This window comes from Streptomyces sp. NPDC057099, from assembly GCF_042671245.1.
GTDB lineage: Bacteria > Actinomycetota > Actinomycetes > Streptomycetales > Streptomycetaceae > Streptomyces > Streptomyces purpurascens.
On sequence record NZ_JBHUTX010000006.1, the window covers coordinates 305293 to 325665 of the forward strand.

Here is a 20373-nt window from a genome sequence, read left to right on the forward strand (position 1 = left end):
AAAGTTGGTTGCACCGCCCCGTTAGACTGTCCGCATGGCCATTCTCCTCGCGCATTAGACGGCGGGAACGCCCGCCCGTCGCCCGCCACCGCCCTTCCAACGGCGCGCTACGCGCGGCACCCCCTGATTCGCCCATCCCGCCCCCGTATCCGCCCTGGAGTCTGTCCGTGATCTCCGCCTCCGGTATCGAGCTGCGCGCCGGTGCCCGCGTCCTCATCGAAAACGCCACCTTCCGAGTCGCCAAGGGCGACCGCATCGGCCTGGTCGGCCGCAACGGCGCAGGGAAGACCACCCTCACCAAGTGCCTCGCCGGCGACGGCATCCCCGCCGGCGGCACCATCACCCGCTCCGGCGAGGTCGGCTACCTCCCGCAGGACCCCCGCACCGGCGACCTCGACGTCCTCGCCCGCGACCGCATCCTCTCCGCGCGCGGCCTGGACATACTGATCCGCAAGATGCGCGAGAACGAGGAGCGCATCGCCAACGGCAAGGGCGGCACCCGCGAGAAGGCGCTCAAGCAGTACGAGCGCCAGGAGACGGAGTTCCTCACCAAGGGCGGGTACGCCGCCGAGGCCGAGGCCGCCACCATCGCCGCCGCGCTCAACCTGCCCGACCGCGTGCTCGGCCAGCCCCTGCACACGCTCTCCGGAGGCCAGCGCCGCCGTATCGAGCTGGCCCGCATCCTGTTCTCCGACGCGGACACGCTGCTGCTCGACGAGCCGACCAACCACCTCGACGCCGACTCGATCATCTGGCTGCGGGACTACCTGAAGACCTACCGCGGCGGCTTCATCGTGATCTCCCACGACGTCGACCTGGTCGAGACGGTCGTGAACAAGGTGTTCTACCTGGACGCCAACCGCTCCCAGATCGACGTCTACAACATGGGCTGGAAGCTCTACCAGCAGCAGCGCGAGGCCGACGAGAAGCGCCGCAAGCGCGAGCGGCAGAACGCCGAGAAGAAGGCCTCCGCGCTGCACTCGCAGGCCGACAAGATGCGGGCCAAGGCCACCAAGACCGTCGCCGCGCAGAACATGGCCCGCCGGGCGGACAAGTTGCTGGCCGGCCTGGAGGCCGAGCGGAAGTCCGACAAGGTCGCCAAGCTGCGCTTCCCCGAGCCCTCCCCGTGCGGCAAGACCCCGCTCATGGCCGAGGGCCTGTCGAAGTCCTACGGATCGCTGGAGATCTTCACCGACGTCGACCTGGCCATCGACAAGGGCTCGCGCGTCGTCATCCTCGGCCTCAACGGCGCGGGCAAGACGACCCTGCTCCGGCTGCTCGGCGGGGCCGAGAAGCCCGACACCGGCGAGGTCATCGAGGGCCACGGCCTCAAGCTCGGCTACTACGCGCAGGAGCACGAGACCCTCGACCCGGAGCGCACGGTCCTGGAGAACATGCGCTCGGCCGCCCCCGACCTGGACCTGGTGGAGGTCCGCAAGACCCTCGGCTCGTTCCTGTTCTCCGGCGACGACGTCGACAAGCCGGCCGGGGTCCTCTCCGGCGGCGAGAAGACCCGTCTGGCGCTCGCCACCCTCGTGGTGTCCTCAGCGAACGTCCTGCTCCTCGACGAGCCCACCAACAACCTCGATCCGGCCAGCCGCGAGGAGATCCTCGGCGCGCTGCGCACGTACAAGGGCGCGGTGGTTCTCGTCACGCACGACGAGGGCGCGGTCGAGGCGCTCCAGCCGGAGCGGATCATCCTGCTGCCGGACGGCGTCGAGGACCTGTGGGGTGCCGACTACGCGGACCTCGTCGCGCTCGCTTGATCGAATACGTGATCAACGGCGTATGGATCATTCGGCCTAGCGGTGATCCATCATCTGTGTGAGATCTCCTCGTACCGAGGTGTGTCCTACATCGATTTCGCGGCCGAGCCCCCGATTCTTCCGGGCTCGGCCGCGACGCCTTTCTGACCTGGCATTTTCCGGGGCAATCCGTTCGGCCGTACGGACGCCACTCTTCGGAATTCCGCATTCCGGATGTGGGGATGTGCTCCCGTCGTCACAACCTTGTCTCACGGACCTTGCCGAATGGGTGGCCATCAAGGCCCGGAGGGGTGATCATGAGGAGACCAGAGCGCACTTCCCATGAGGAGGCACGGGTGGCCGAGACTCTGAAGAAGGGCAGCCGGGTGACCGGCGCCGCGCGCGACAAGCTCGCGGCAGACCTGAAGAAGAAGTACGACGCCGGTGCGAGCATCCGGGCGTTGGCCGAGGAGACCGGCCGCTCGTATGGCTTTGTGCACCGCATGCTCAGTGAGTCGGGCGTCACGCTGCGAGGGCGTGGCGGGGCGACCCGGGGCAAAAAGGCCACGGCCTGACCCCGGGTGGCCCCTCGGCTTCGATGGTGGCCACCCGGTCGGTCGTCTGATCGGCCGGGTGGTTACTGTGCAGTCACTTAGCTGACCGCACACATCGGAGGCGTCCATGGCTTCGCCCGACAAGGACCTCGTTCCCGTACTCGACAAGGACGGCGTACGGCTCACCGTCGACGACGCGGTCGCCACGGTGACGCTGACCAACCCCGACAAGCGCAACGCGCAGAGCCCCGCTCTGTGGCGCGCGCTGACCGAGGCCGGTCGGCAGCTGCCGGGCTCCGTCCGCGTCGTGGTGCTGCGGGCCGAGGGCAAGTCCTTCTCGGCCGGTCTCGACCGGCAGGCGTTCACGCCCGAGGGCTTCGACGGGGAACCGTCGTTCATCGACCTCGCGCGTGGTGACGACGCCGAGCTGGACGCGACCATCGCCGAGTACCAGGAGGCGTTCGCCTGGTGGCGGCGCAGCGACATCGTCTCCGTCGCCGCCGTCCAGGGGCATGCCATCGGGGCGGGCTTCCAGCTCGCCCTCGCCTGCGACCTGCGCGTCGTCGCCGACGACGTGCAGTTCGCGATGCGCGAGACCAGCCTCGGACTCGTGCCCGACCTGACGGGCACGCATCCGCTGGTGGGACTCGTCGGATACGCCCGCGCGCTGGAGATCTGCGTGACCGGGCGCTTCGTCACGGCCGAGGAGGCCGTGAACACCGGACTGGCCAACGTGGCCGTGCCCGCCGACCAGCTCGACGACACGGTCCGCGACCTCGCCTCGGCCGTCCTCGCCGCGCCCCGTGACGCCGTCGTCGAGACCAAGGCGCTGCTGCGCGGCGCCCAGGACCGCACGTACGAGGCCCAGCGCGGAGCGGAACGCCAGGCCCAGGCCCGCCGACTGCGGGACCTCGCGGGCATCGGGGACTGAGGCAGAGCCTCCCGGCGCAGCCGGACCTCCTGGCGTATCAGGGATCCCTCAGCCGATCCCGCTCACCAGTACCGCCACCGTCGGGTGGTCCGACAGTGTCCTCCTCACCGCCGTGCGGACCTCGCGGGCCACGTCCCGGGCCCGGTGGTCCGCCGCCACCGCGAGTTCCAGCCGGACATGACGGTGCGGCAGCGCGGCCTCGCCCGGGAGGTGGTCGATGTGCACCGGGTGGCCCAGCGCGCCGGTCAGGTGGAGCACGCCCGGGACTTGGAGGGCGGCGGCCGCCACACGGGCTTCGTCGCCGTCCAATGACCGTGCGGCCCGGGGCGGTTCGGGGAGAAGTACGGCGGGCCCGGGTTCCGCCTCCTCGTCCAGCAGCCCCGTCACGCGCAGGTCCACCTCCGTCACCGCCAGACCCAGCCCTTGCGTCGCGGCGGTCGCCAGCGTCGCCCGCAGCAGGGACACCGTCGTCGGCAGCGGCTGCGAGGCCGTGGCCGCGAACTGCGCCGTCACCCGCAGCGGTCCGGGCGGCTGCGCGCTCGGCGGGGCCGGTACGGCCGGCTCCCCGGTGTCCGCCGGGTCGGCGAGCGCGACACGGAGCGCGTCGACGCGTACGCCCGGCGCGTCCTGAGCCGCGCGCCGCAGCACCGCCTCGGCCGCCTGCTCGGTGATCCACGCACCGTCCCGCGCATCACCCAGCGGCAGGAGCCTGCCGAGGCCCAGCTGATGTCTCACTGCCTGCGTCCACCGGTCACCCGTCATTCCTCCAGCCTGCCGCATAGGAGGCGCGCAACCACGTAGCCGTGCTTACGGTGGTCGAAGGACGACAACCGAAAAGGACGGACGCCGATGACTGACATGACCGAGAACCGGGGCGGGGAGAGCGAGACTCCGGCGGCACGCAGGAGTCCGTTGGCCAAGCGCAGTGGCGGAGACCCGGGCTCGCGCGGGCGGACGACCATCGCGGACGGCGTGGTGGAGAAGATCGCCGGGCTCGCCGCACGCGACGTGGACGGCGTGCACGCCATGGGCAGCGGAGTCGCCCGCACCTTCGGAGCCGTGCGCGACCGGGTGCCCGGCGGCACGAAGTCGGTGTCGCGCGGTGTGAAGGCCGAGGTCGGCGAGGTGCAGGCGGCCCTCGACCTGGAGATCGTCGTCGATTACGGCGTGTCGATCGCCGATGTGGCCCGGGACGTACGGGAGAACGTCATCACCGCCGTCGAGCGGATGACCGGACTCGAGGTCGTCGAGGTCAACATCGCGGTGAGCGATGTGAAGCTGCCGGACGAGGAGGAAGAGGAACCCGAGCGGCGGATCCAGTGAGACACGGCCCATCGGACAACACAGCGGCTGAGGAGCTGAGGAGCGCATGAGCATGGCCGTGGTCGGCATGATCGCCGGCATGGCGCTGGCATTCGCCGGATACTTCGGCGGTTTCGGCGCCTTCCTGCTGGTGGCGGCACTGGGCGCCGTCGGCTTCGTCGTCGGCCGGTTCCTGGAGGGGGACTGGGAATTCGGCGACTTCTTCCACACCCGTCACGAACGGCGGCGGTGACGCCCGTGAGCGCGGGGGCCGGTGAGCTCGGCAGACCCATGACGGCCGTCCCGCCGGGTGAGCGGGGCGCGACCCGGATCGCCGACCGGGTGGTCGCGAAGATCGCCTCGCAGGCGGCCCGTGAGGCCGTGGGGACACTGCCGCCCGACGCCGGCCGGCCGTCCGCCGGCGTGGCCGTCCACCACGGTGCCGCCCACGTCCGGGTGAACGTCGAACTCGACTACCCCTGCGACGTCGGCGACCGCTGCCGACAGGTGCGTCGCCAAGTCGTCGAGCGGGTGGGCACCCTGGCGGGCATGGAGGTGCCGGAGGTCGTCGTCCAGGTGGAACGGCTCCATCCGGTCGCCGGGCCCGGAGCGGCACAGGGGAGGACGCGATGAGCGAACCCCGGGGCACCGACCCCACCGAACCGCCCGAGTCCGAGGGCAGCACGCAGCGCCTGCCGGTCCTGGAATCGTCGGAGAACGGCGCCGGACCCGACCAGGCCGCTCCGGCGGACGCCGACGGACAGCCGCCCGCACCCGACGACGAGGCCGGCCGCGAAGGCCGCTTCTGGTCGGCCCGCCGCGTCCCCGCCGGCATCGTCGCGCTGCTGCTCCTGGGCCTCGTCGGACTGTTCCTGTACGACATCGCGTCCGTGCGCGCCGACCGGCCCGCCATGAGCTGGCGCCGGGAACTCGCCCGGCAGCTCGCCGAACGGCCCCTGGACGACGTCTGGGTGCTCGTCGGGGCCGGGGTGGCCGCGGCCCTCGGGCTCTGGCTGCTCGTCCTCGCCGCCACACCCGGCCTGCGCGATGTGCTCCCGATGCGGCGTGCGCACGCCGACGTACACGCCGGGCTGCACCGCGACGCCGCCGCGTCCGCGCTGCGGGACCGGGCCATGGAGGTGTCCGGCGTGCAGTCCGCGGACGTCCGGATGCGCCGGACCAAGGCGAAGGTCCGCGCCGCCTCGCACTTCCGTGAACTGGACGACGTACGAACCGAACTGGACGCCGTGCTCACCGACGCGGTCCGCGGACTGGGGCTGTCCCGGCCGCCCGCGGTGTCGGTGCGCGTACGGCGGCCCGGCAGGAAGGGGTGACGGCGGTGCTCCGGATCGTCAACCGCGTGTTCCTCGGGCTGGTGGGTCTCGTCCTGGTCGTGCTGGGCGGCTCGGTACTGGCCGTCGGCCTCGGCGCCCCGGCACCCACGTGGTGGATCCACGACAGCCGGCACGACGTTCTGCTCAGCTACGCCGAACGCACGCGCTGGCGGGCGGACGGCTGGTGGTGGCCGACCGTCATCGCCGTACTCGCCGTCCTCCTGCTGCTCGCCCTGTGGTGGCTCGTCGCGGTGCTCCGCCGGCGCCGCCTCGCCGAGATCCTCGTCGACACGGGCGACGGCGAGGGCGCGCTGCTGCGCGGCCGGGCCCTGGAGAACGCCCTCGCCCAGGAGGCGGAACAGGCCGACGGCGTGGACCGCGCCGACGCCCGGCTGACGGGCCGTCGTACCACCCCCGAGGCCCGCGTACGGCTCGCGCTGGAACCGCACGTGGACCCGGGAACGGCCCTGCACGACCTGACGACCGGCGCCCTGGCCCACGCCAGAACCTCCGCGGGCCTCGCCTCACTCCCGGCGGAGGTGAGACTGCGGGGCGTCAAGCACCGTGCGGAGAGGGTGAGTTGAGTACGACCGGCTCAGGTCTCAGAACCCGTGCCGCGCTCCGCCGTCCACCGGCACCATGACCCCGGTCAGATACGAGGCCGCCGGCGACAGCAGGAACGCGGCCACCCGCCCGAACTCCTCCGGCGCCCCGTACCGCCGCAACGGGATACGAGACTCCGAAGCCGCCCTGGTCGCCTCGGGATCCGCCGACAGTCCGTCCAGCTGGCGCACCCGGTCCGTGTCGATCCGGCCGGGCAGCACCCCGACCACCCGGATCCCCCGCGGCCCGAGCTCCTCCGACAACGACTTGGCGAATCCCGCGAGCCCGGGCCGCAGCCCGTTCGAGATCGTCAGCCCCGGAATCGGCTCGTACACCGAGCCGGAGAGCACGAACCCGATGACACCCCCGGCCTCCAGCTCGGCGGCCGCGGCGCGCGCCAGCCGTACCGCACCGAGGAACACCGACTCGAACGCCGTCTGCCACTGCTCGTCCGTGTTGTCGGCGACGAACCCGGCCGGCGGACCGCCCACGCTGATGAGGACACCGTTGAAGCGCCCGAAGTTCTCCCGAGCGGCACCGATCAGCCGGGCCGCCGCCTCGGGGTCGGCGTTGTCGACGGCCACCCCGACCGCGTTCGGGCCCAGCGCTTCCGCCGTCTCGGCCACGCTCTTCTCGTCCCTGCCCGAGACGACCACCTTCGCCCCGTCCGCGACCAGCTCGCGCGCGGAAGCGTTGCCGAGGCCTCGCGTGGCCCCGGTGACGACGTACACCCGGTCCTTCAGTCCAAGATCCATGGTCTCTATCCTGCCTCTTCCTCACCGAACAGGGCGAGGGCGGTGTTCACGAGGCCGATGTGGCTGAACGCCTGCGGGAAGTTGCCGAGCTGCCGGCCGCTCACCGGGTCGAACTCCTCGGAGAGCAGGCCGACGTCGTTGGCGAGCCCCACCAGCCGCTCGAACAGCGCGCGGGCCTCCTTCGTCCGGCCGGTCATGTACAGGGCGTCCGCGAGCCAGAACGAGCAGACCAGGAAGGTGCCCTCGGCGCCGGGCAGTCCGTCGACGTCAGCGTCGTCGGTCGTGTAGCGGAGCAGCAGCCCGTGGTGGTCCAGCTCCTCGCGGATCGCGTCGATGGTGCCGATCACCCGCGGATCGTCGGGCGGCAGGAAGCCGAGGCGCGGGATGAGCAGCAGCGCGGCGTCCAGTTCGCGTGAGCCGTAGGACTGCGTGAAGGTGTTGCGTTCGGCGTCGTAGCCCTTCTCGCACACCTCGCGGTGCACCTCCTCGCGCAGCGCGCGCCAGCCCTCCAGGTCGCCGTCCAGCTCCGGATGGTGCTCCAGGGTGCGCACGGCACGGTCGGCGGCCACCCACACCATCACCTTGGAGTGCACGAACTGGCGCCGGCCGCCGCGCACCTCCCACAGCCCCTCGTCGGGCCGGCGCCAGTGGGTCCGCAGGAAGTCCATCAGGGCCGTCTGCAGCGCCCACACGTCCGGCTGGGCGGTCAGGCCCGACTCGCGGGCCAGCGACAGGGAGTCCATGACCTCGCCGTAGACGTCCAGCTGGAGCTGGTTCACGGCGTCGTTCCCGATCCGGACGGGGGCGGACCCGGCGAAGCCGGACAGCCACGGCAGTTCGTACTCGGGCAGCCGCCGCTCACCCGCCACGCCGTACATGATCTGCAGGTCGGCCGGGTCGCCCGCGACCGCGCGCAGCAGCCAGTTCCGCCAGGCCTCGGCCTCGTCCTGGTAGCCGACCGCCAGCAGCGCGCCCAGGGTGAGGGTGGAGTCGCGCAGCCAGCAGTAGCGGTAGTCCCAGTTGCGCACCCCGCCCGGCTCCTCGGGCAGTGACGTGGTGAGGGCGGCGACGATGCCGCCGGTCGGGGCGTAGGTGAGCGCCTTGAGGGTGATCAGGGAGCGGACGACGGCGTCCCGGTACGGTCCGTCGTAGCGGCACCGGGACACCCAGGCCCGCCAGTCCTCGACGCTGTGGCGCAGCGCCTCGTACGGGTCGACGAGCGGCGGGCGCTCCTCGTGGGAGGGGTGCCAGGTCAGGACGAACGCGACCTTCTCGCCCTTCTTGACCGTGAACTCCGCGTGCGTGCCGAAGTCCTCGCCCCAGCTGCGCACCTCCGGCTCGCTGCGCAGCCACGTCGAGTCCGGGCCGGCCACGGCGACGCGGTGGCCGTCGGACCGGCGCATCCACGGGACGATCGAGCCGTAGTCGAAGCGCAGCTTGATGACGCTGTGCAGCGTCACCTCGCCGTCCAGGCCCTCGACGACGCGTACGACGTCGGGGGCCTGGTCGCGCTGGGGCATCAGGTCGGTGACCCGGACCGTCCCCTGCTCGGTCTCCCACTCGGTGTCCAGGACGAGGGTGTCGCGGCGGTAGGCGCGCCGGGTGCACCGGTCCGCTCCCACGGGGGCGATGCGCCAGTAGCCGTTGTTCTCGTCGCCGAGCAGTCTGGCGAAGCAGGCCGCCGAGTCGAAGCGGGGCAGACACAGCCAGTCGACGGAGCCGTCCGTGCCCACCAGGGCCGCGGTCTGTTCGTCACCGATGAGCGCGTAGTCCTCGATACCGGTATGCACGGAGTGCGGGTTCCCGGCAAGTAGGGCCTGCAATCAGGGGTGGAGCCGGGGGAGTGACGGGTTCTCGGCGGCGGAGGAGGCGGTGCCGGTGCCGGAGAAGATGACACCGGGGTCCGACGGTGCCTGGTTGAGCACCCACAGGCCGATCAGCACGGCCAGGGCGAAGACGACCGCGATCAGCACGGCGAGCACGAGCCGCCGCCGGCGTTCGCGCCGCAGCCACTCACCGCGTGCCGTGCGGTAGGCGTCGGGGTCGGGGAGCACCCCGCCGGCCAGGGCCTCGAGCGCCTCGCGCAGTTCGCGTTCGGTGCGGCCGTCGCCGTGGCCGGTCCGGTCCGGGCTGGTGTCCTTCATCGCCGGGCCTCCATCGCCTGGGTCAGGGCGGCGATGCCGCGTGCCGTGTGGGTCTTGACGGAACCTCCGGAGATGCCCATCGCGGCGGCTATCTCGCTCTCCTTCAGACCGAGCCAGTGCCGCAGCACCAAGGCCTCGCGCTGGCGGGGCGGCAACTGCTGGAGCGCGTCGATGAGCACGCGCTGGTCGTCGCGCAGCAGCGCGGCGTGCTCGGCGGAGGCGACCGTCTCGTCCGGCGGGCTCGGCGGGTTCTCCTCGTGCCGGCGGGCGACCTGGAGGTGGCGTATCCGCATCCGCGTCAGATTGCAGACCGTGGACCGCAGATACGCCTCCGCCGCGGCCGCGTCCCGCAGACGCCGCCACTTGCGGTAGATCTGGTAGTACGCCTCGGCCACCACGTTCTCCGGATCGTCGGCGCCCAGCAGGACGGCGAGCCGCAGCATCGAGGAGTAGTGCACCTCGAAGAGGCGGGCCACGCCCGTCTCCCGCTCCAGGTCGGCCGGGTCGGCGGCCACAGGAGGCAGGGGCACGGCGGCGGGTGCCGCGGCTGGGGAGTTCTGGCTGCGTCTCACGGGTTGTTCGCTCCGGTCTCCGGGCGTCGTCGGACGGTCAGGCGGGACGGCAGGTCGGTCGAGTCGGCGCCGCGCGGGACGCCGAGCCGGGTCAGCGCCGCGGTGCCGGCCACCGCGACGGCCAGATTGAGCAGCAGGGCGGCGAGCCCGGCGTAGATCTCCAGGGGCCCGGCGCCGGTGCCGAGCGGCACGATCGAGGAGAACCCCTCGCGCACCACCAGATACGTCCCCGACGCCATGCCCACGGCCCACCCGGCGAGCAGCGCCCGCGGATGCAGCCGCCCGGTGAACAGCCCGACGGCCACGGCCGGGAAGATCTGCAGGATCCACACGCCGCCGAGCAGCTGGAGGTTGATGGCGTCCTGGTCGCGCAGCCCGAACACGAACGCCACGGCTCCCGCCTTCGCGGTGATCGACACCGCCTTGGCGATGCGCACCTGGCGCTTGGGCGTGGCCGTCGGCTGGACGTACTCGACGTAGACGTTGCGGACGAAGCTCGTCGCCGCGGCGATCGACATCACCGCCGCCGGCACGAGCGCCCCCACGGCGATCGCGGCGAACACCAGCCCGGCCAGCGGCGCCGGCATCAGCCGCTCGACCAGCATCGGCACGGCTGCCTCGGCGCCACCGCGCGGCGCCCGCACCCCCGCCGCGAGCGCGGCGAAGCCGAGGAACCCGAACAGTGCGAGCAGCCCGGTCCAGGCCGGCAGCGCCACCGAGACCTTGCGCAGGGTGCGCGGCCCGTCGGCGGCGAAACCGGCGGTGAGCACATGCGGATACATCAGCAGGGCGAGGGCGGAGCCCAGGGCAAGGGTGGCGTAGGCGGGCTGCTGGGCGGGGGACAGAAGCAGTGCCCGGTCGCCCAGCCGCGCCGCGGCGCCGTCGAAGACCGGGCCGGGGCCGCCGAACCGTTCGAGGACCAGCCAGGTCACGGCGGTCAGCGAGACGAACACGGCCACCGCCTTCAGCGCCGAGATGACCGTGGGCGCGCGCAGTCCGTGCCGGTACGTGGCCACCGCGAGCCCCGCGAACAGCGCCACCAGCACCAGATCCCCGGCCACGCCCCGCGGATGGACGCCCCCGGCCGTCAGCACCGCCCGGATGCCGATCAGCTGCAGCGCCAGGTACGGCATCGTCGCGAGGATCCCGGTCAGCGCCACCACCAGGGCCAGCGGCGGCGACCCGTAGCGGCCCCGAACGAAATCGGCGGCGGTGACGTAGCCGTTCCGGCGGGCCACGCTCCACAGGCGGCTCAGCAGCACGAAGGCGAGCGGGCAGACGATCACCGTGTAGGGCACCGCGAAGAAGGCGGGCGCGCCGTTGCCGTACGCGAGACCGGGCACGGCGGTGAAGGTGTACGCGGTGAAGATCGTGCCGCCGAGCAGCAGCCAGGTCCAGCCGGGGCCGAGGCCGCGGTCGGCCAGCGCCCAGCCCTCAAGGGAGGGCAGCCGGTCCACCGGGCGCAGCCGCCGTGCGGTGACCGCGAGCAGCGACGCCCCGCCGATCACGGCGAGAAACGTCGCGGTCATGGCGCCGTCAGCCATGGGTCACCGTCCTTGGTGTGCCTGTGCCCTTGCGCGAGAGTTGCGCGGACGGCCCGTCCGGAGGACAGGGAACCGGCGGGAAATCTTTCGGGAACGCCGTGTCATCCACTTCCGGCGGGAGCGCAACTCTTGCACAGACCGACAGCGAGCGGGAGAGGTGCGCAGGTCGGGGAAGCGCCCCCGCACCGGCCCCCGCGCAGGTCCTGTCGCACACCACCGCCACGGTGAGGAGCCGCCATGCCCGTATCAGTCCTGCCCGAATCCGGCCGGCCAGCGCCCGAAAAGCGTCGAATACCCCCTAAGTCCCTGCTGCTCTGGACCGCCGTCTCCCTGCTCGGCGCGATCGCCTGGGGCGTCCTCGCCCTCGCCCGGGGCGAGGAGATCTCGGCGGTCTGGCTGGTCGTCGCGGCGCTCGGCTCGTACGCCATCGCCTACCGCTTCTACTCCCGCTTCGTCGCCCGGCGGGTGCTGCGGCCCGACGACCGCCGGGCCACCCCCGCCGAGCGTCTCGAGGACGGCGTCGACTTCCACCCCACCGACCGCCGGGTGCTGCTCGGCCACCACTTCGCCGCGATCGCCGGCGCGGGACCGCTGGTGGGGCCGGTGCTCGCGGCGCAGATGGGCTATCTGCCCGGGACGCTGTGGATCGTCGCCGGCGTGATCTTCGCGGGCGCGGTGCAGGACATGGTCGTGCTGTTCCTGTCCATGCGACGGGACGGGAAGTCGCTCGGGCAGATGGCCCGGGACGAGATCGGACGGTGGGGCGGGGCCGCCGCCCTGATCGCCGTGTTCGCCATCATGATCATCCTGCTGGGTGTGCTGGCCCTGGTCGTCGTCAACGCCCTCGCCCACTCCCCGTGGGGCACCTTCTCCGTCGCGATGACCATCCCCATCGCCCTGTTCATGGGCTTCTGGCTGCACGTCCTCCGCCCGGGCCGGGTCGTCGAGACCAGCCTGATCGGCGTCGCGCTGCTGCTGCTCGCCATCGTCGGGGGCAGCTGGATCCAGCAGTCCTCCCTGGCCTCCGCCTTCACTCTCAGCCCCACGACCCTCGTGTTCTGCCTGGTCGGCTACGGCTTCGTCGCCTCCGTGCTGCCGGTGTGGATGCTGCTCGCGCCGCGCGACTACCTCTCCACCTTCATGAAGATCGGCACGATCGCGCTGCTCGCGGTGGGCGTGGTGGTCGCCGCCCCGGTCATGCGCGCGGACGCGGTGACCGACTTCGCCTCGACGGGCGCGGGGCCCGTCTTCGCGGGCTCGCTCTTCCCCTTCCTCTTCATCACCATCGCCTGCGGCGCGCTCTCCGGCTTCCACGCCCTGGTCGCCTCCGGCACCACGCCGAAGCTGATCCAGAAGGAGTCCCAGGTTCGGATGATCGGCTACGGCGCCATGCTGATGGAGTCGTTCGTCGCGATCATGGCGCTGATCGCGGCGGCCACCCTGGAGCCGGGCCTGTACTACGCCATGAACGCCCCGGCCGCCCTCCTCGGCACGACGGCCGAGTCGGCGTCCCACGCGGTCGCCGGCCTCGGCTTCACGATCACCCCCGACCAGCTGACCCAGGCCGCCAAGGCCGTGGAGGAACAGACGCTGATCGCCCGCTCCGGAGGTGCCCCGACCCTCGCGGTCGGCATGTCGGAGATCTTCTCCGGGGTCATCGGCGGCACCGCGATGAAGGCCTTCTGGTACCACTTCGCGATCATGTTCGAGGCGCTGTTCATCCTGACGACCGTGGACGCGGGCACCCGGGTCGGCCGCTTCATGCTCCAGGACATGCTCGGCAACGTCTGGAAGCCGGCCGGCCGGGTCAACTGGAAGCCGGGCATCTGGCTGTGCAGCGCCCTGGTCGTCGCGGCCTGGGGCTACTTCCTCTACACCGGCGCCACCGACCCGCTCGGCGGAATCAACCAGCTCTTCCCGCTCTTCGGCATCGCGAACCAGCTCCTCGCCGCGATCGCCCTGGCCGTCTGCACCACGGTCCTGGTCAAGTCCGGGAAACTGCGCTGGGCCTGGGTCACCGGCGTCCCGCTCGCCTGGGTCGTCGCCATCACCTTCACCGCCGGCTGGCAGAAGATCTTCTCCGACGACCCGAAGGTTGGCTTCTTCGCCCAGCGCGCCCGCTACGCCGACGCCCTTGACGCCGGCCAGGTCCTGCCGCCCGCCAAGAGCCCGGCCGACATGCGGACCGTCGTCACCAACTCCACGGTCGACGGGGTCCTGATCGCCCTGTTCCTGCTGCTGGTCGCCGTCGTGCTCGTGAACGCGGCGGTGGTGTGCGTACGGGCGATCCGCGCCCCGGCTCCACTGCCGACCACCGAGGCGCCGTACGTCGAATCCCGCATCGAGCTGCCGGGCGAGCCGACCGAGCCGACCGAGCCCCTGGCAGGGGCCCGCACATGAGGGCCGTGCGCTGGGGGAGGGCCGTGGCCTGGTACGTCCGCGAACTGCTGCGCACGCTGGACCGGGGGTCTGGGCCGCGGGGGAGGTGCTGCTAGCGGACCGGGGGCGGTCCTGCTGATGGGGCCGGGGACGTGCCTACGAGGGTGCTGCGGGTCGTCGGCCTGCGGGCGGTGTTGTGCTCGCTGGGCCGGCGGTCGGCTCCGCTGGGGTGTTGCCGGTGACGGGCCGGGGGCGGTCTGTGGGGCGGTGCTGCTGATAGGGCCGGGGGACGGGTCTGTGGGGGCGCTGCGGGTCGTCGGCCTGTGGGGGCGGTGCTGCTGATGAGGCCGGGGCGGGCCTGCGAGGGCGCTGCGGGCGGTGTGTGCTCGCTGGGTCGGCGGTCGGGTCCGCTGGGGGGCTGGTGACGGGCCGGGGTCGGCCTGCAAGGGCGGTGCTGCGCTCGCCGGCTCGGGGGCGGCTCCGCCGGAGTGCTGCTGGTGACGGCCCAGGGCTCGGCCCGAGCTGCGCGGCCGCCAGCGGCCCGGGGCGGCCACCGGGGCGTTGCTGTCGACGTGGCCGCGGGCGGCCGTTGACCTGAACCCTGGTGGCTGTCGCCCTGGAACCTGGAGTGGCTGTCGACCTGAACCCTGGGGCGGCCGTCGACCGGGACCCTGGAGTGGCCGTCGACCTGGACCCTGGTGGCTGTCGCCCTGGAACGTGGGCGGCTGCCGACCCGGACCCTGGGGCGGCCGACCGCCGGCGGTCACACGGCCGCCGGCTCCGCTTCTGTCGTGTCGGCGGCCTCGGCCGCCTTCTGGGCCCGGTCGCGGGCCTCGCGGCGGGCCAGGATCACCCAGCCGACCGGGACGGCCGCGGCGAACAGCCACCACTGGTAGGCGTAGGCGAAGTTCAGCGCGGCGTCCTCCTTGCCCGGGTTGCCGAGGAGCTCGGGGGTGTCGCCCTTGGGCTCGGGTGCCGTCTGGGCGATGTAGCCGCCGAGCACCCGGACGTCCAGGCGCCGGGCCTCCTGCTCGCTGTTGATCAGCATGATCTGCCGGTCCGGCAGCCCTTCGAGGTTCTTGATGCCGCTCGCCGCGGTCGTCTCGTCGGGCATCAGCCGCCCCGTGACGGTGACCTCGCCGGCCGGCGGTGCGGGAACCTTCGGGAACGCGGTCTGGCTCGGGCCGTCGGAGGGAATCCAGCCCCGGTTGACCAGCAGGACCTTGCCGTCGTCGAGGACGAACGGGGTCAGGATGTGGTAGCCGACCGCGTCGTCGGAGTTGGTGCGACGGCGGACGACGACCTCGTCCTCCGTGTCGAAGCGACCCTTCGCGGTCACGGTGCGGTACCGCTCGGCGCTGGTGACGGTGTGCCCGGGCCCGGTCAGCTTCTCCACGGGCACCGGGTCGGCCGCCAGCGCGTCCGAGACCAGCTGGTTCCGGGCGGTGCGCTCCTCGTAGCGATGCATCTGCCAGATGCCCAGCCTGATCATCGTGGGGATGAGTAGCAGGGCGATCAGTGTGAGGATCACCCACTGCCGGGACATCAGGAAGCGGTACACCCCACGACCGTACAACTCGGTCGTGGGGTGCGATCAGCCGGGTACGGTTTCACACCTTGTCGACAATTCCCGCCTTTCCCTCCGCGCGTGCGCAGTGCGCGCCGCAGTACCACTGGCCCTCGACCTCCACACCCTGCCCGATGATCTGCACCCGGCAGTGCTCGCAGATCGGTGCCATGCGGTGGATCGCGCAGGAGAAGCAGTCGAAGACGTGCACCGCGCCCTGCGCGTGCACCTCGAAGGTCATTCCGTACTGATTGCCACATACCTCACAGGTCGCCATGCGCCACAGGGTGAGCCGTCACCCCGGCCCGGGCGAGCGGGCGCCGGGCGAGTCGCTCCCCAATCACCCGTCCGTACGGTCACCCCCGCTACGCCGGCTCCACATCCGCGAGGAGTTGCCCGAACGCCGCCTCGTCCACGACCGGCGTGCCGAACTGCCGCGCCTTGACCACCTTGGACGTGCCCGAGTCCGGGTCGTTCGTGACGAGCAGGCTGGTCAGCCGGGACAGGCTGGTGGCCACATGCAGCCCGGCCTCGGTCGCGCGGTCCTCCAGCAGATCGCGCTCCACCGAGGTGTCACCCGAGAAGGCGACCCGCATGCCCTGCCTGAGCCGCCCGCCCACCTCGTAGCGCCCCGGGTTGGGGTAGGGGCAGGCGGGCCGCTTCCGGGCCGGGCGCCAACTGGTCGGCCGGTAGCCGCCGTAGCCCGCCTGCTGCCCGATGCGGGGCGCGGGACCGTCCGACCACTCGGTCAGCGGCCGGCACTCCAGCAGCGGCAGCCGTACGCCGTTCGCCGCCGCGGCCCTGAGGCTGGGCCGGAACGCCTCGGCCAGCACGCGCGCGTCGTCCAGCGCGTGGTGCGCCCGCTGCTGGACGACGCCGAAGTGCGCGGCGAGGGACTCCAGCTTGTGGTTGGGCAGCGGGAGCCCGAGTTCCTTGGAGAGCGCGATGGTGCACAGCCGCTGCCGTACCGGAGCCTCCCGCTTCGCGCGCGCGTACTCCCGGGCGATCATCTGCCAGTCGAAGACGGCGTTGTGCGCGACGAGCACCCGCCCCTCGAGCCGGGTCGTGAACTCCTCGGCGATGTCCTGGAAGAGGGGCGCGCCCTCGAGTGCCTCGCTCGTCAGTCCGTGGATCCACACGGGGCCGGGGTCGCGCTGAGGGTTGACCGTCGAGTACCAGTGGTCCTCGACCTCGCCGCGCGCGTCCAGCCGGTAGACGGCCGCGGAGATGATGCGATCGTCCCGGGCCAGACCTGTGGTCTCCACGTCAACAACCGCGTACCCCTGGGGATACGCGGCCGGCCATGACGTGGGAGAGGGCACTGCGGTCGTCAGGTCATCGAGCATGGTCCCTGAGGATACGGGCCACGACTGACACCGCGGCCCGCCAGGTGCACTCCCTCGCCCCCTTCCGATACTCCCTCAGGCGTCTTGTCCGGTCTGTCCGTTCGCGAGGCGTACGTCTGACCGATGCTCAGTCACTCTGCCGAGCGTCCGGGTGGTCACCGTCGCCCCTGTCGTCCGTTTGTCGACCGTTCCGGATTGGTGGAGATCACCAAGAAGCAAGCGCATACCGTCGGTAATACTTGTGGGTAACAACGTCTAGTCGGGGCCGGACGGGCGGTCCTACGGTGCTTGCATGCCGAACCTGCCCGATGTCGTGCTGTGGTCGATCCCCGCCTTTGTGCTGCTCACCGTGGTCGAGATGGTGAGCTACCGTCTCCACCCCGACGAGGACGCGGAGGGCTACGAGGCGAAGGACGCCGCCACGAGCGTCGGCATGGGCCTCGGCAGTCTCGTCTTCGACTTCCTCTGGAAGATCCCGATCGTCGCCCTCTACACGGCCCTGTACGAACTCACGCCCCTGCGCGTGCCCGTCCTGTGGTGGACCGTCCCGCTGATGCTGCTCGGGCAGGACTTCTTCTACTACTGGTCCCACCGCGGCCACCACGTCATCCGCGTCCTGTGGGCCTGCCACGTCGTCCACCACTCCAGCCGGAAGTTCAACTTCACCACCGCGCTGCGCCAGCCCTGGACGTCCCTGACCGTATGGCCGTTCTACGTCCCCCTCATCGCCGTCGGCGTGCACCCCGCCGCCCTCGCGTTCTGCTCCTCCGCGAACCTCGTCTACCAGTTCTGGATCCACACCGAGCGGATCGACAAGATGCCCCGCTGGTTCGAGTTCGTCTTCAACACCCCCTCGCACCACCGCGTCCACCACGCCTCCCAGGGCGGCTACCTCGACCGCAACTTCGGCGGCATCCTCATCGTCTGGGACCGGCTGTTCGGATCGTTCGCCCCCGAGACCGAACGGCCCGTGTACGGACTGACCAAGAACATCGACACGTACAACCTGGTGAAGGTGGCGACGCACGAATACGTGTCCATCGCGAGGGACTTGAAGGCCGCGCACAGCTGGCGCGAGCGAGCGGGACGCGTGTTCATGGGGCCGGGCTGGGGTCCCACGCCCGCCTCCGCGCCGTCGACGGCCCCCGCGCCGACGGCGACCCTCGCCGGGCCCAGGCCCACGGATCCGCCCCCGGACCCCGCCGCGGCCCCCACCCACGCCGGCGAGAGCACCTCGGCGTGACCCGCTCCCGCCTCCTCCTCGCCGCCTTCGGTCTCACCGCCGCCGTCGACCTCGTCTCCCTCGCGGTCGGTTTCGACGCCGGGCACACCGTGGCCAAGCCCCTGCTGATGCCGCTCCTGGTCCTGTGGGCCGCCCTGGGCCAGGCGCCTCGGCTGCTCCTGGCCGCCCTGCTGTTCGGGTGGGGCGGGGACGTCCTGCTGCTCTCCGACGCCGAGCCGGCCTTCCTCGCCGGCATGGGCTCCTTCGCCGCGGGCCATGTCTGCTATCTCGTCCTCTTCAGGACGTACGGCAGCCGGAACGCGGTCCCACGCGCGCGTGCGGGCCTCCTCGCCCTCGGGTATGGCATCGCCCTCGTCACGACCGTCGCGCTGCTGTGGCCGGACCTGCCCGCGGACCTGCGCGTGCCCGTCGCCGGGTACAGCCTCCTGCTCACGGCCATGGCGTACGGGTCCGCCACCCGGCTCGGCCTCTACGCCGGACTCGGCGGTGCGCTGTTCCTGCTCTCCGACACGCTCATCGCGACCGGCGTCGCCGAATGGCCGCAGCTCCCCAGGCCGGACTTCTGGATCATGCTCACGTACATCGCCGCGCAGGCCCTGCTGGCCGGCGGCGCACTGGGGGCGCTCAACGCGCGCAGGGCACCGGCCGCGACGTACGGGGAGATGCGGGCCGTCTGAGGCTCACCAGCGGATGGGGACCGGAAGGGCCGTCAGCAGCCCGGACGCCGCGACCACCAGGCCCAGCGCGACGACCTCCGCCCGGGCCGGCGCACAGGCGCTCAGCGGATCGGCCGCCCGGCGCAGCCGGCTCCGGGCCCACAGGGCCAGGGCGGCGACGGCGGCCACGAGCAGCACCTTGGCGAGCAGCGCGCGCCCGTACGCCGTGGCCGTCAGCTGCTCCATGATCGTCCCCGGGGGCATCCGGCGCAGCGAACTCCACACACCCGTCGCGGTGATGGCGGCGAGCAGCACGGCCGCCACGCGCGCGTAGAGGCCCAGCAGGGCCGCGCCCGCCCCCGTGTCGTACCGGCCGTGCCACAGACGCAGGGTCCGCAGCGCGTGCAGCAGACCGCCCACCCACAGCGCCGCGCAGGTCAGGTGGACGAGCGTCAGCCCCGAGCCGGTCAGCGGGCTCTGCTCGGTCGGGGGGTGCGCGCGCAGCGCCTCCGCGACGATCACGGCGGCCAGCGGCCATATCTGTGTGGCCGGCCGGCGCGACAGGGTGCACAGCCCCGCCACCAGGAACGCGTTGACCTCGAGCAGGGCGAGCTTGCCGTCCCGGGTCGCGTAGAGCCCGCCGACGTCCATGTCCGACAGACCGCCCGGGACGAGATTCCCCGTGGCGACGACCGAGGCGAGCCCCAGGGCGGCGACGAAACCGACGACGGCGGCGCAGGGCGACCAGCTGCGCGGCACGGCCAGGGGGCGGCCGGGGGCCTCCTCCGCGCCGGGCACGGAACGCGCCAGCCGGTTCACGAACAGCTCACCCACCGGCACGCACAGCGCCGCGAACAGCACCGTACGCAGCAGGGCGATGCCGCCGGCACCGGGCGCGCCGGCCTCCCCGGTGCCGTGCAGCGCGGTGGACGGGCCGAGCAGCGGGATCAGCGCGGCCAGGGCCACCAGGACCAGGACGGCGACGGCCCGGCCCGCACCGGAGCGCCGTACGGGCCCACCGCTGTCGGACACTCCTGTCGTGGGTCTTGTCAAGGTCACCCCAAGATCTTCACCAACCTTCACATGGTCGGGCAAGTCCAGGGGGCCGAACTCAGTCGCCCTTCGACGCGGCCGACCACCACAGCCGCACTTCCTTGCCCACGTCCGTGGGGCGCAGCTCCCATCCCTGTGCGAGCGCGACCTCGGCGACGTACCACCCGCCGACACCGCGGTATTTCCGCATGGGTATCGCGCACTCCACGGGCGGTCGTGGCTTCTGTCGCTCGACCGGGGCCGAGGCCCGGGCGGTCCACTTCGCGACCGCCTTGTCCACGCGCGCCTTGTAGAAGCCGGTGTCACCCTCATGGCGCAGCTCCGGCCAGGACACGCACCAGGAGGCCAGGCGCCCGACGCGCAGAACCGTCCCGCCCACGGTTTCGACGAAGCGGCGTTCGAGGGTGCTGCTGAAAGCCGTGATCACCTCGGCGAACATCCCGACGACGAGGAGCACCGCCGCCACCGCCACCCACAGCACACACACCACCGGGAACCACACCACGCTCCCCGCGAACCGCAGGGCCAACTGCCACCGCGGCCGGACCGGTTCGGCGGTCCAGGTCGCGGGATCCTCGTACACGTCCATGACAGGAGATCCTGCCGCAGGCACGCAGCGGGCCGGGCGGGTGTCCCCGCCCGGCC

At 72.1% G+C, this 20373-nt stretch carries 22 protein-coding genes; 11 read left to right on the forward strand and 11 right to left on the reverse strand.

What is annotated here, in order from left to right; genetic code table 11:
* Nucleotides 1-167: 167 nt before the first annotated feature.
* From ACFT4A_RS11850 to ACFT4A_RS11860, 3 genes are all read left to right on the forward strand, one after another.
* Entirely contained in the window at nucleotides 168-1766 is a 1599-nt protein-coding gene (locus tag ACFT4A_RS11850) for an ABC-F family ATP-binding cassette domain-containing protein (RefSeq protein ID WP_382828350.1), read from the forward strand.
* Nucleotides 1767-2101: 335 nt separating this feature from the next.
* Entirely contained in the window at nucleotides 2102-2320 is a 219-nt protein-coding gene (locus ACFT4A_RS11855) for a helix-turn-helix domain-containing protein (protein ID WP_010037790.1), read from the forward strand.
* A gap of 106 nt (nucleotides 2321-2426) precedes the next feature.
* Nucleotides 2427-3230: an enoyl-CoA hydratase/isomerase family protein gene (locus ACFT4A_RS11860; protein ID WP_382828353.1), complete on the forward strand. Its 804-nt coding sequence runs from the start codon at nucleotides 2427-2429 to the stop codon at nucleotides 3228-3230.
* Between the two features lie 48 nt (nucleotides 3231-3278).
* On the opposite strand, the gene ACFT4A_RS11865 is transcribed toward ACFT4A_RS11860, so the two are convergent.
* A complete protein-coding gene (locus ACFT4A_RS11865) occupies nucleotides 3279-3992 on the reverse strand; it encodes a nucleopolyhedrovirus P10 family protein (RefSeq protein ID WP_382828356.1) in 714 nt (237 codons plus the stop codon).
* Nucleotides 3993-4079: 87 nt separating this feature from the next.
* On the opposite strand from ACFT4A_RS11865, the gene ACFT4A_RS11870 reads away from it, so the two are divergent.
* From ACFT4A_RS11870 to amaP, 5 genes are read left to right on the forward strand one after another with little or no spacing between them, the layout of a single operon-like run.
* Nucleotides 4080-4553, forward strand: coding sequence for an Asp23/Gls24 family envelope stress response protein (locus tag ACFT4A_RS11870; RefSeq protein WP_382828358.1), 474 nt, complete (start codon nucleotides 4080-4082; stop codon nucleotides 4551-4553).
* 46 nt (nucleotides 4554-4599) lie between these two features.
* Nucleotides 4600-4785 carry a hypothetical protein gene (locus ACFT4A_RS11875; RefSeq protein ID WP_382828361.1) on the forward strand — a complete coding sequence of 62 codons (186 nt, stop codon included), beginning with the start codon at nucleotides 4600-4602 and terminating at the stop codon, nucleotides 4783-4785.
* Entirely contained in the window at nucleotides 4782-5165 is a 384-nt protein-coding gene (locus ACFT4A_RS11880; protein ID WP_382828363.1) for an Asp23/Gls24 family envelope stress response protein, read from the forward strand. Before ACFT4A_RS11875 ends, ACFT4A_RS11880 begins: the two co-directional genes overlap by 4 nt.
* Nucleotides 5162-5866: a DUF6286 domain-containing protein gene (locus ACFT4A_RS11885; protein ID WP_382828365.1), complete on the forward strand. Its 705-nt coding sequence runs from the start codon at nucleotides 5162-5164 to the stop codon at nucleotides 5864-5866. The genes ACFT4A_RS11880 and ACFT4A_RS11885 overlap by 4 nt, the downstream gene beginning before the upstream one ends.
* A complete protein-coding gene (gene amaP / locus ACFT4A_RS11890; protein WP_382828368.1) occupies nucleotides 5863-6450 on the forward strand; it encodes an alkaline shock response membrane anchor protein AmaP in 588 nt (195 codons plus the stop codon). Before ACFT4A_RS11885 ends, amaP begins: the two co-directional genes overlap by 4 nt.
* Nucleotides 6451-6468: 18 nt before the next feature.
* On the opposite strand, the gene ACFT4A_RS11895 is transcribed toward amaP, so the two are convergent.
* The 5 genes from ACFT4A_RS11895 to ACFT4A_RS11915 are packed head-to-tail and all read right to left on the reverse strand — an operon-like array spanning nucleotide 6469 to nucleotide 11484.
* Entirely contained in the window at nucleotides 6469-7224 is a 756-nt protein-coding gene (locus ACFT4A_RS11895) for an SDR family oxidoreductase (RefSeq protein ID WP_382828370.1), read from the reverse strand.
* Nucleotides 7225-7229: 5 nt separating this feature from the next.
* Entirely contained in the window at nucleotides 7230-9014 is a 1785-nt protein-coding gene (locus ACFT4A_RS11900; protein WP_382828371.1) for a glycoside hydrolase family 15 protein, read from the reverse strand.
* Nucleotides 9015-9047: 33 nt separating this feature from the next.
* The gene (locus ACFT4A_RS11905; RefSeq protein ID WP_382828373.1) at nucleotides 9048-9368 is read right to left on the reverse strand and encodes a hypothetical protein; all 321 of its coding nucleotides are present in this window, start codon (nucleotides 9366-9368) and stop codon (nucleotides 9048-9050) included.
* A complete protein-coding gene (locus ACFT4A_RS11910) occupies nucleotides 9365-9940 on the reverse strand; it encodes a sigma-70 family RNA polymerase sigma factor (protein ID WP_382828376.1) in 576 nt (191 codons plus the stop codon). Before ACFT4A_RS11910 ends, ACFT4A_RS11905 begins: the two co-directional genes overlap by 4 nt.
* The gene (locus ACFT4A_RS11915; RefSeq protein ID WP_382828379.1) at nucleotides 9937-11484 is read right to left on the reverse strand and encodes a sodium:solute symporter; all 1548 of its coding nucleotides are present in this window, start codon (nucleotides 11482-11484) and stop codon (nucleotides 9937-9939) included. Before ACFT4A_RS11915 ends, ACFT4A_RS11910 begins: the two co-directional genes overlap by 4 nt.
* A 237-nt stretch (nucleotides 11485-11721) precedes the next feature.
* On the opposite strand from ACFT4A_RS11915, the gene ACFT4A_RS11920 reads away from it, so the two are divergent.
* Nucleotides 11722-13884, forward strand: coding sequence for a carbon starvation CstA family protein (locus ACFT4A_RS11920; RefSeq protein WP_382828381.1), 2163 nt, complete (start codon nucleotides 11722-11724; stop codon nucleotides 13882-13884).
* A 742-nt stretch (nucleotides 13885-14626) separates the two neighbouring features.
* Here ACFT4A_RS11920 and ACFT4A_RS11925 read toward each other — a convergent pair.
* From ACFT4A_RS11925 to ACFT4A_RS11935, 3 genes are all read right to left on the reverse strand, one after another.
* Nucleotides 14627-15424, reverse strand: coding sequence for an SURF1 family protein (locus ACFT4A_RS11925; protein ID WP_382828384.1), 798 nt, complete (start codon nucleotides 15422-15424; stop codon nucleotides 14627-14629).
* 49 nt (nucleotides 15425-15473) lie between these two features.
* Nucleotides 15474-15707: a hypothetical protein gene (locus tag ACFT4A_RS11930; protein WP_215122319.1), complete on the reverse strand. Its 234-nt coding sequence runs from the start codon at nucleotides 15705-15707 to the stop codon at nucleotides 15474-15476.
* 88 nt (nucleotides 15708-15795) lie between these two features.
* Nucleotides 15796-16776, reverse strand: a complete 981-nt coding sequence (locus ACFT4A_RS11935) for a DEDDh family exonuclease (protein ID WP_382828387.1) — start codon at nucleotides 16774-16776, stop codon at nucleotides 15796-15798.
* A gap of 292 nt (nucleotides 16777-17068) precedes the next feature.
* Here ACFT4A_RS11935 and ACFT4A_RS11940 point away from each other — a divergent pair, with 292 nt between their 5' ends.
* Entirely contained in the window at nucleotides 17069-18019 is a 951-nt protein-coding gene (locus ACFT4A_RS11940; RefSeq protein ID WP_382828390.1) for a sterol desaturase family protein, read from the forward strand.
* Nucleotides 18016-18696, forward strand: coding sequence for a lysoplasmalogenase (locus ACFT4A_RS11945; RefSeq protein WP_382828393.1), 681 nt, complete (start codon nucleotides 18016-18018; stop codon nucleotides 18694-18696). Before ACFT4A_RS11940 ends, ACFT4A_RS11945 begins: the two co-directional genes overlap by 4 nt.
* A 3-nt stretch (nucleotides 18697-18699) precedes the next feature.
* On the opposite strand, the gene ACFT4A_RS11950 is transcribed toward ACFT4A_RS11945, so the two are convergent.
* Nucleotides 18700-19734: a CopD family protein gene (locus ACFT4A_RS11950; protein ID WP_382828395.1), complete on the reverse strand. Its 1035-nt coding sequence runs from the start codon at nucleotides 19732-19734 to the stop codon at nucleotides 18700-18702.
* A 52-nt stretch (nucleotides 19735-19786) separates the two neighbouring features.
* Entirely contained in the window at nucleotides 19787-20317 is a 531-nt protein-coding gene (locus tag ACFT4A_RS11955; RefSeq protein ID WP_382828396.1) for a hypothetical protein, read from the reverse strand.
* Nucleotides 20318-20373 lie beyond the last annotated feature (56 nt).

What these genes read in the sequence shown, in the direction of transcription:
- ACFT4A_RS11860 (WP_382828353.1), top strand. Translation starts at nt 2,427, where the DNA reads ATGGCTTCGCCCGACAAGGACCTCGTTCCCGTACTCGACAAGGACGGC.
- ACFT4A_RS11865 (WP_382828356.1), bottom strand. Translation starts at nt 3,992, where the DNA reads ATGACGGGTGACCGGTGGACGCAGGCAGTGAGACATCAGCTGGGCCTC.
- ACFT4A_RS11870 (WP_382828358.1), top strand. Translation starts at nt 4,080, where the DNA reads ATGACTGACATGACCGAGAACCGGGGCGGGGAGAGCGAGACTCCGGCG.
- ACFT4A_RS11875 (WP_382828361.1), top strand. Translation starts at nt 4,600, where the DNA reads ATGAGCATGGCCGTGGTCGGCATGATCGCCGGCATGGCGCTGGCATTC.
- ACFT4A_RS11885 (WP_382828365.1), top strand. Translation starts at nt 5,162, where the DNA reads ATGAGCGAACCCCGGGGCACCGACCCCACCGAACCGCCCGAGTCCGAG.
- ACFT4A_RS11895 (WP_382828370.1), bottom strand. Translation starts at nt 7,224, where the DNA reads ATGGATCTTGGACTGAAGGACCGGGTGTACGTCGTCACCGGGGCCACG.
- ACFT4A_RS11905 (WP_382828373.1), bottom strand. Translation starts at nt 9,368, where the DNA reads ATGAAGGACACCAGCCCGGACCGGACCGGCCACGGCGACGGCCGCACC.
- ACFT4A_RS11915 (WP_382828379.1), bottom strand. Translation starts at nt 11,484, where the DNA reads ATGGCTGACGGCGCCATGACCGCGACGTTTCTCGCCGTGATCGGCGGG.
- ACFT4A_RS11920 (WP_382828381.1), top strand. Translation starts at nt 11,722, where the DNA reads ATGCCCGTATCAGTCCTGCCCGAATCCGGCCGGCCAGCGCCCGAAAAG.
- ACFT4A_RS11930 (WP_215122319.1), bottom strand. Translation starts at nt 15,707, where the DNA reads ATGGCGACCTGTGAGGTATGTGGCAATCAGTACGGAATGACCTTCGAG.
- ACFT4A_RS11935 (WP_382828387.1), bottom strand. Translation starts at nt 16,776, where the DNA reads ATGCTCGATGACCTGACGACCGCAGTGCCCTCTCCCACGTCATGGCCG.
- ACFT4A_RS11940 (WP_382828390.1), top strand. Translation starts at nt 17,069, where the DNA reads ATGCCGAACCTGCCCGATGTCGTGCTGTGGTCGATCCCCGCCTTTGTG.
- ACFT4A_RS11955 (WP_382828396.1), bottom strand. Translation starts at nt 20,317, where the DNA reads ATGGACGTGTACGAGGATCCCGCGACCTGGACCGCCGAACCGGTCCGG.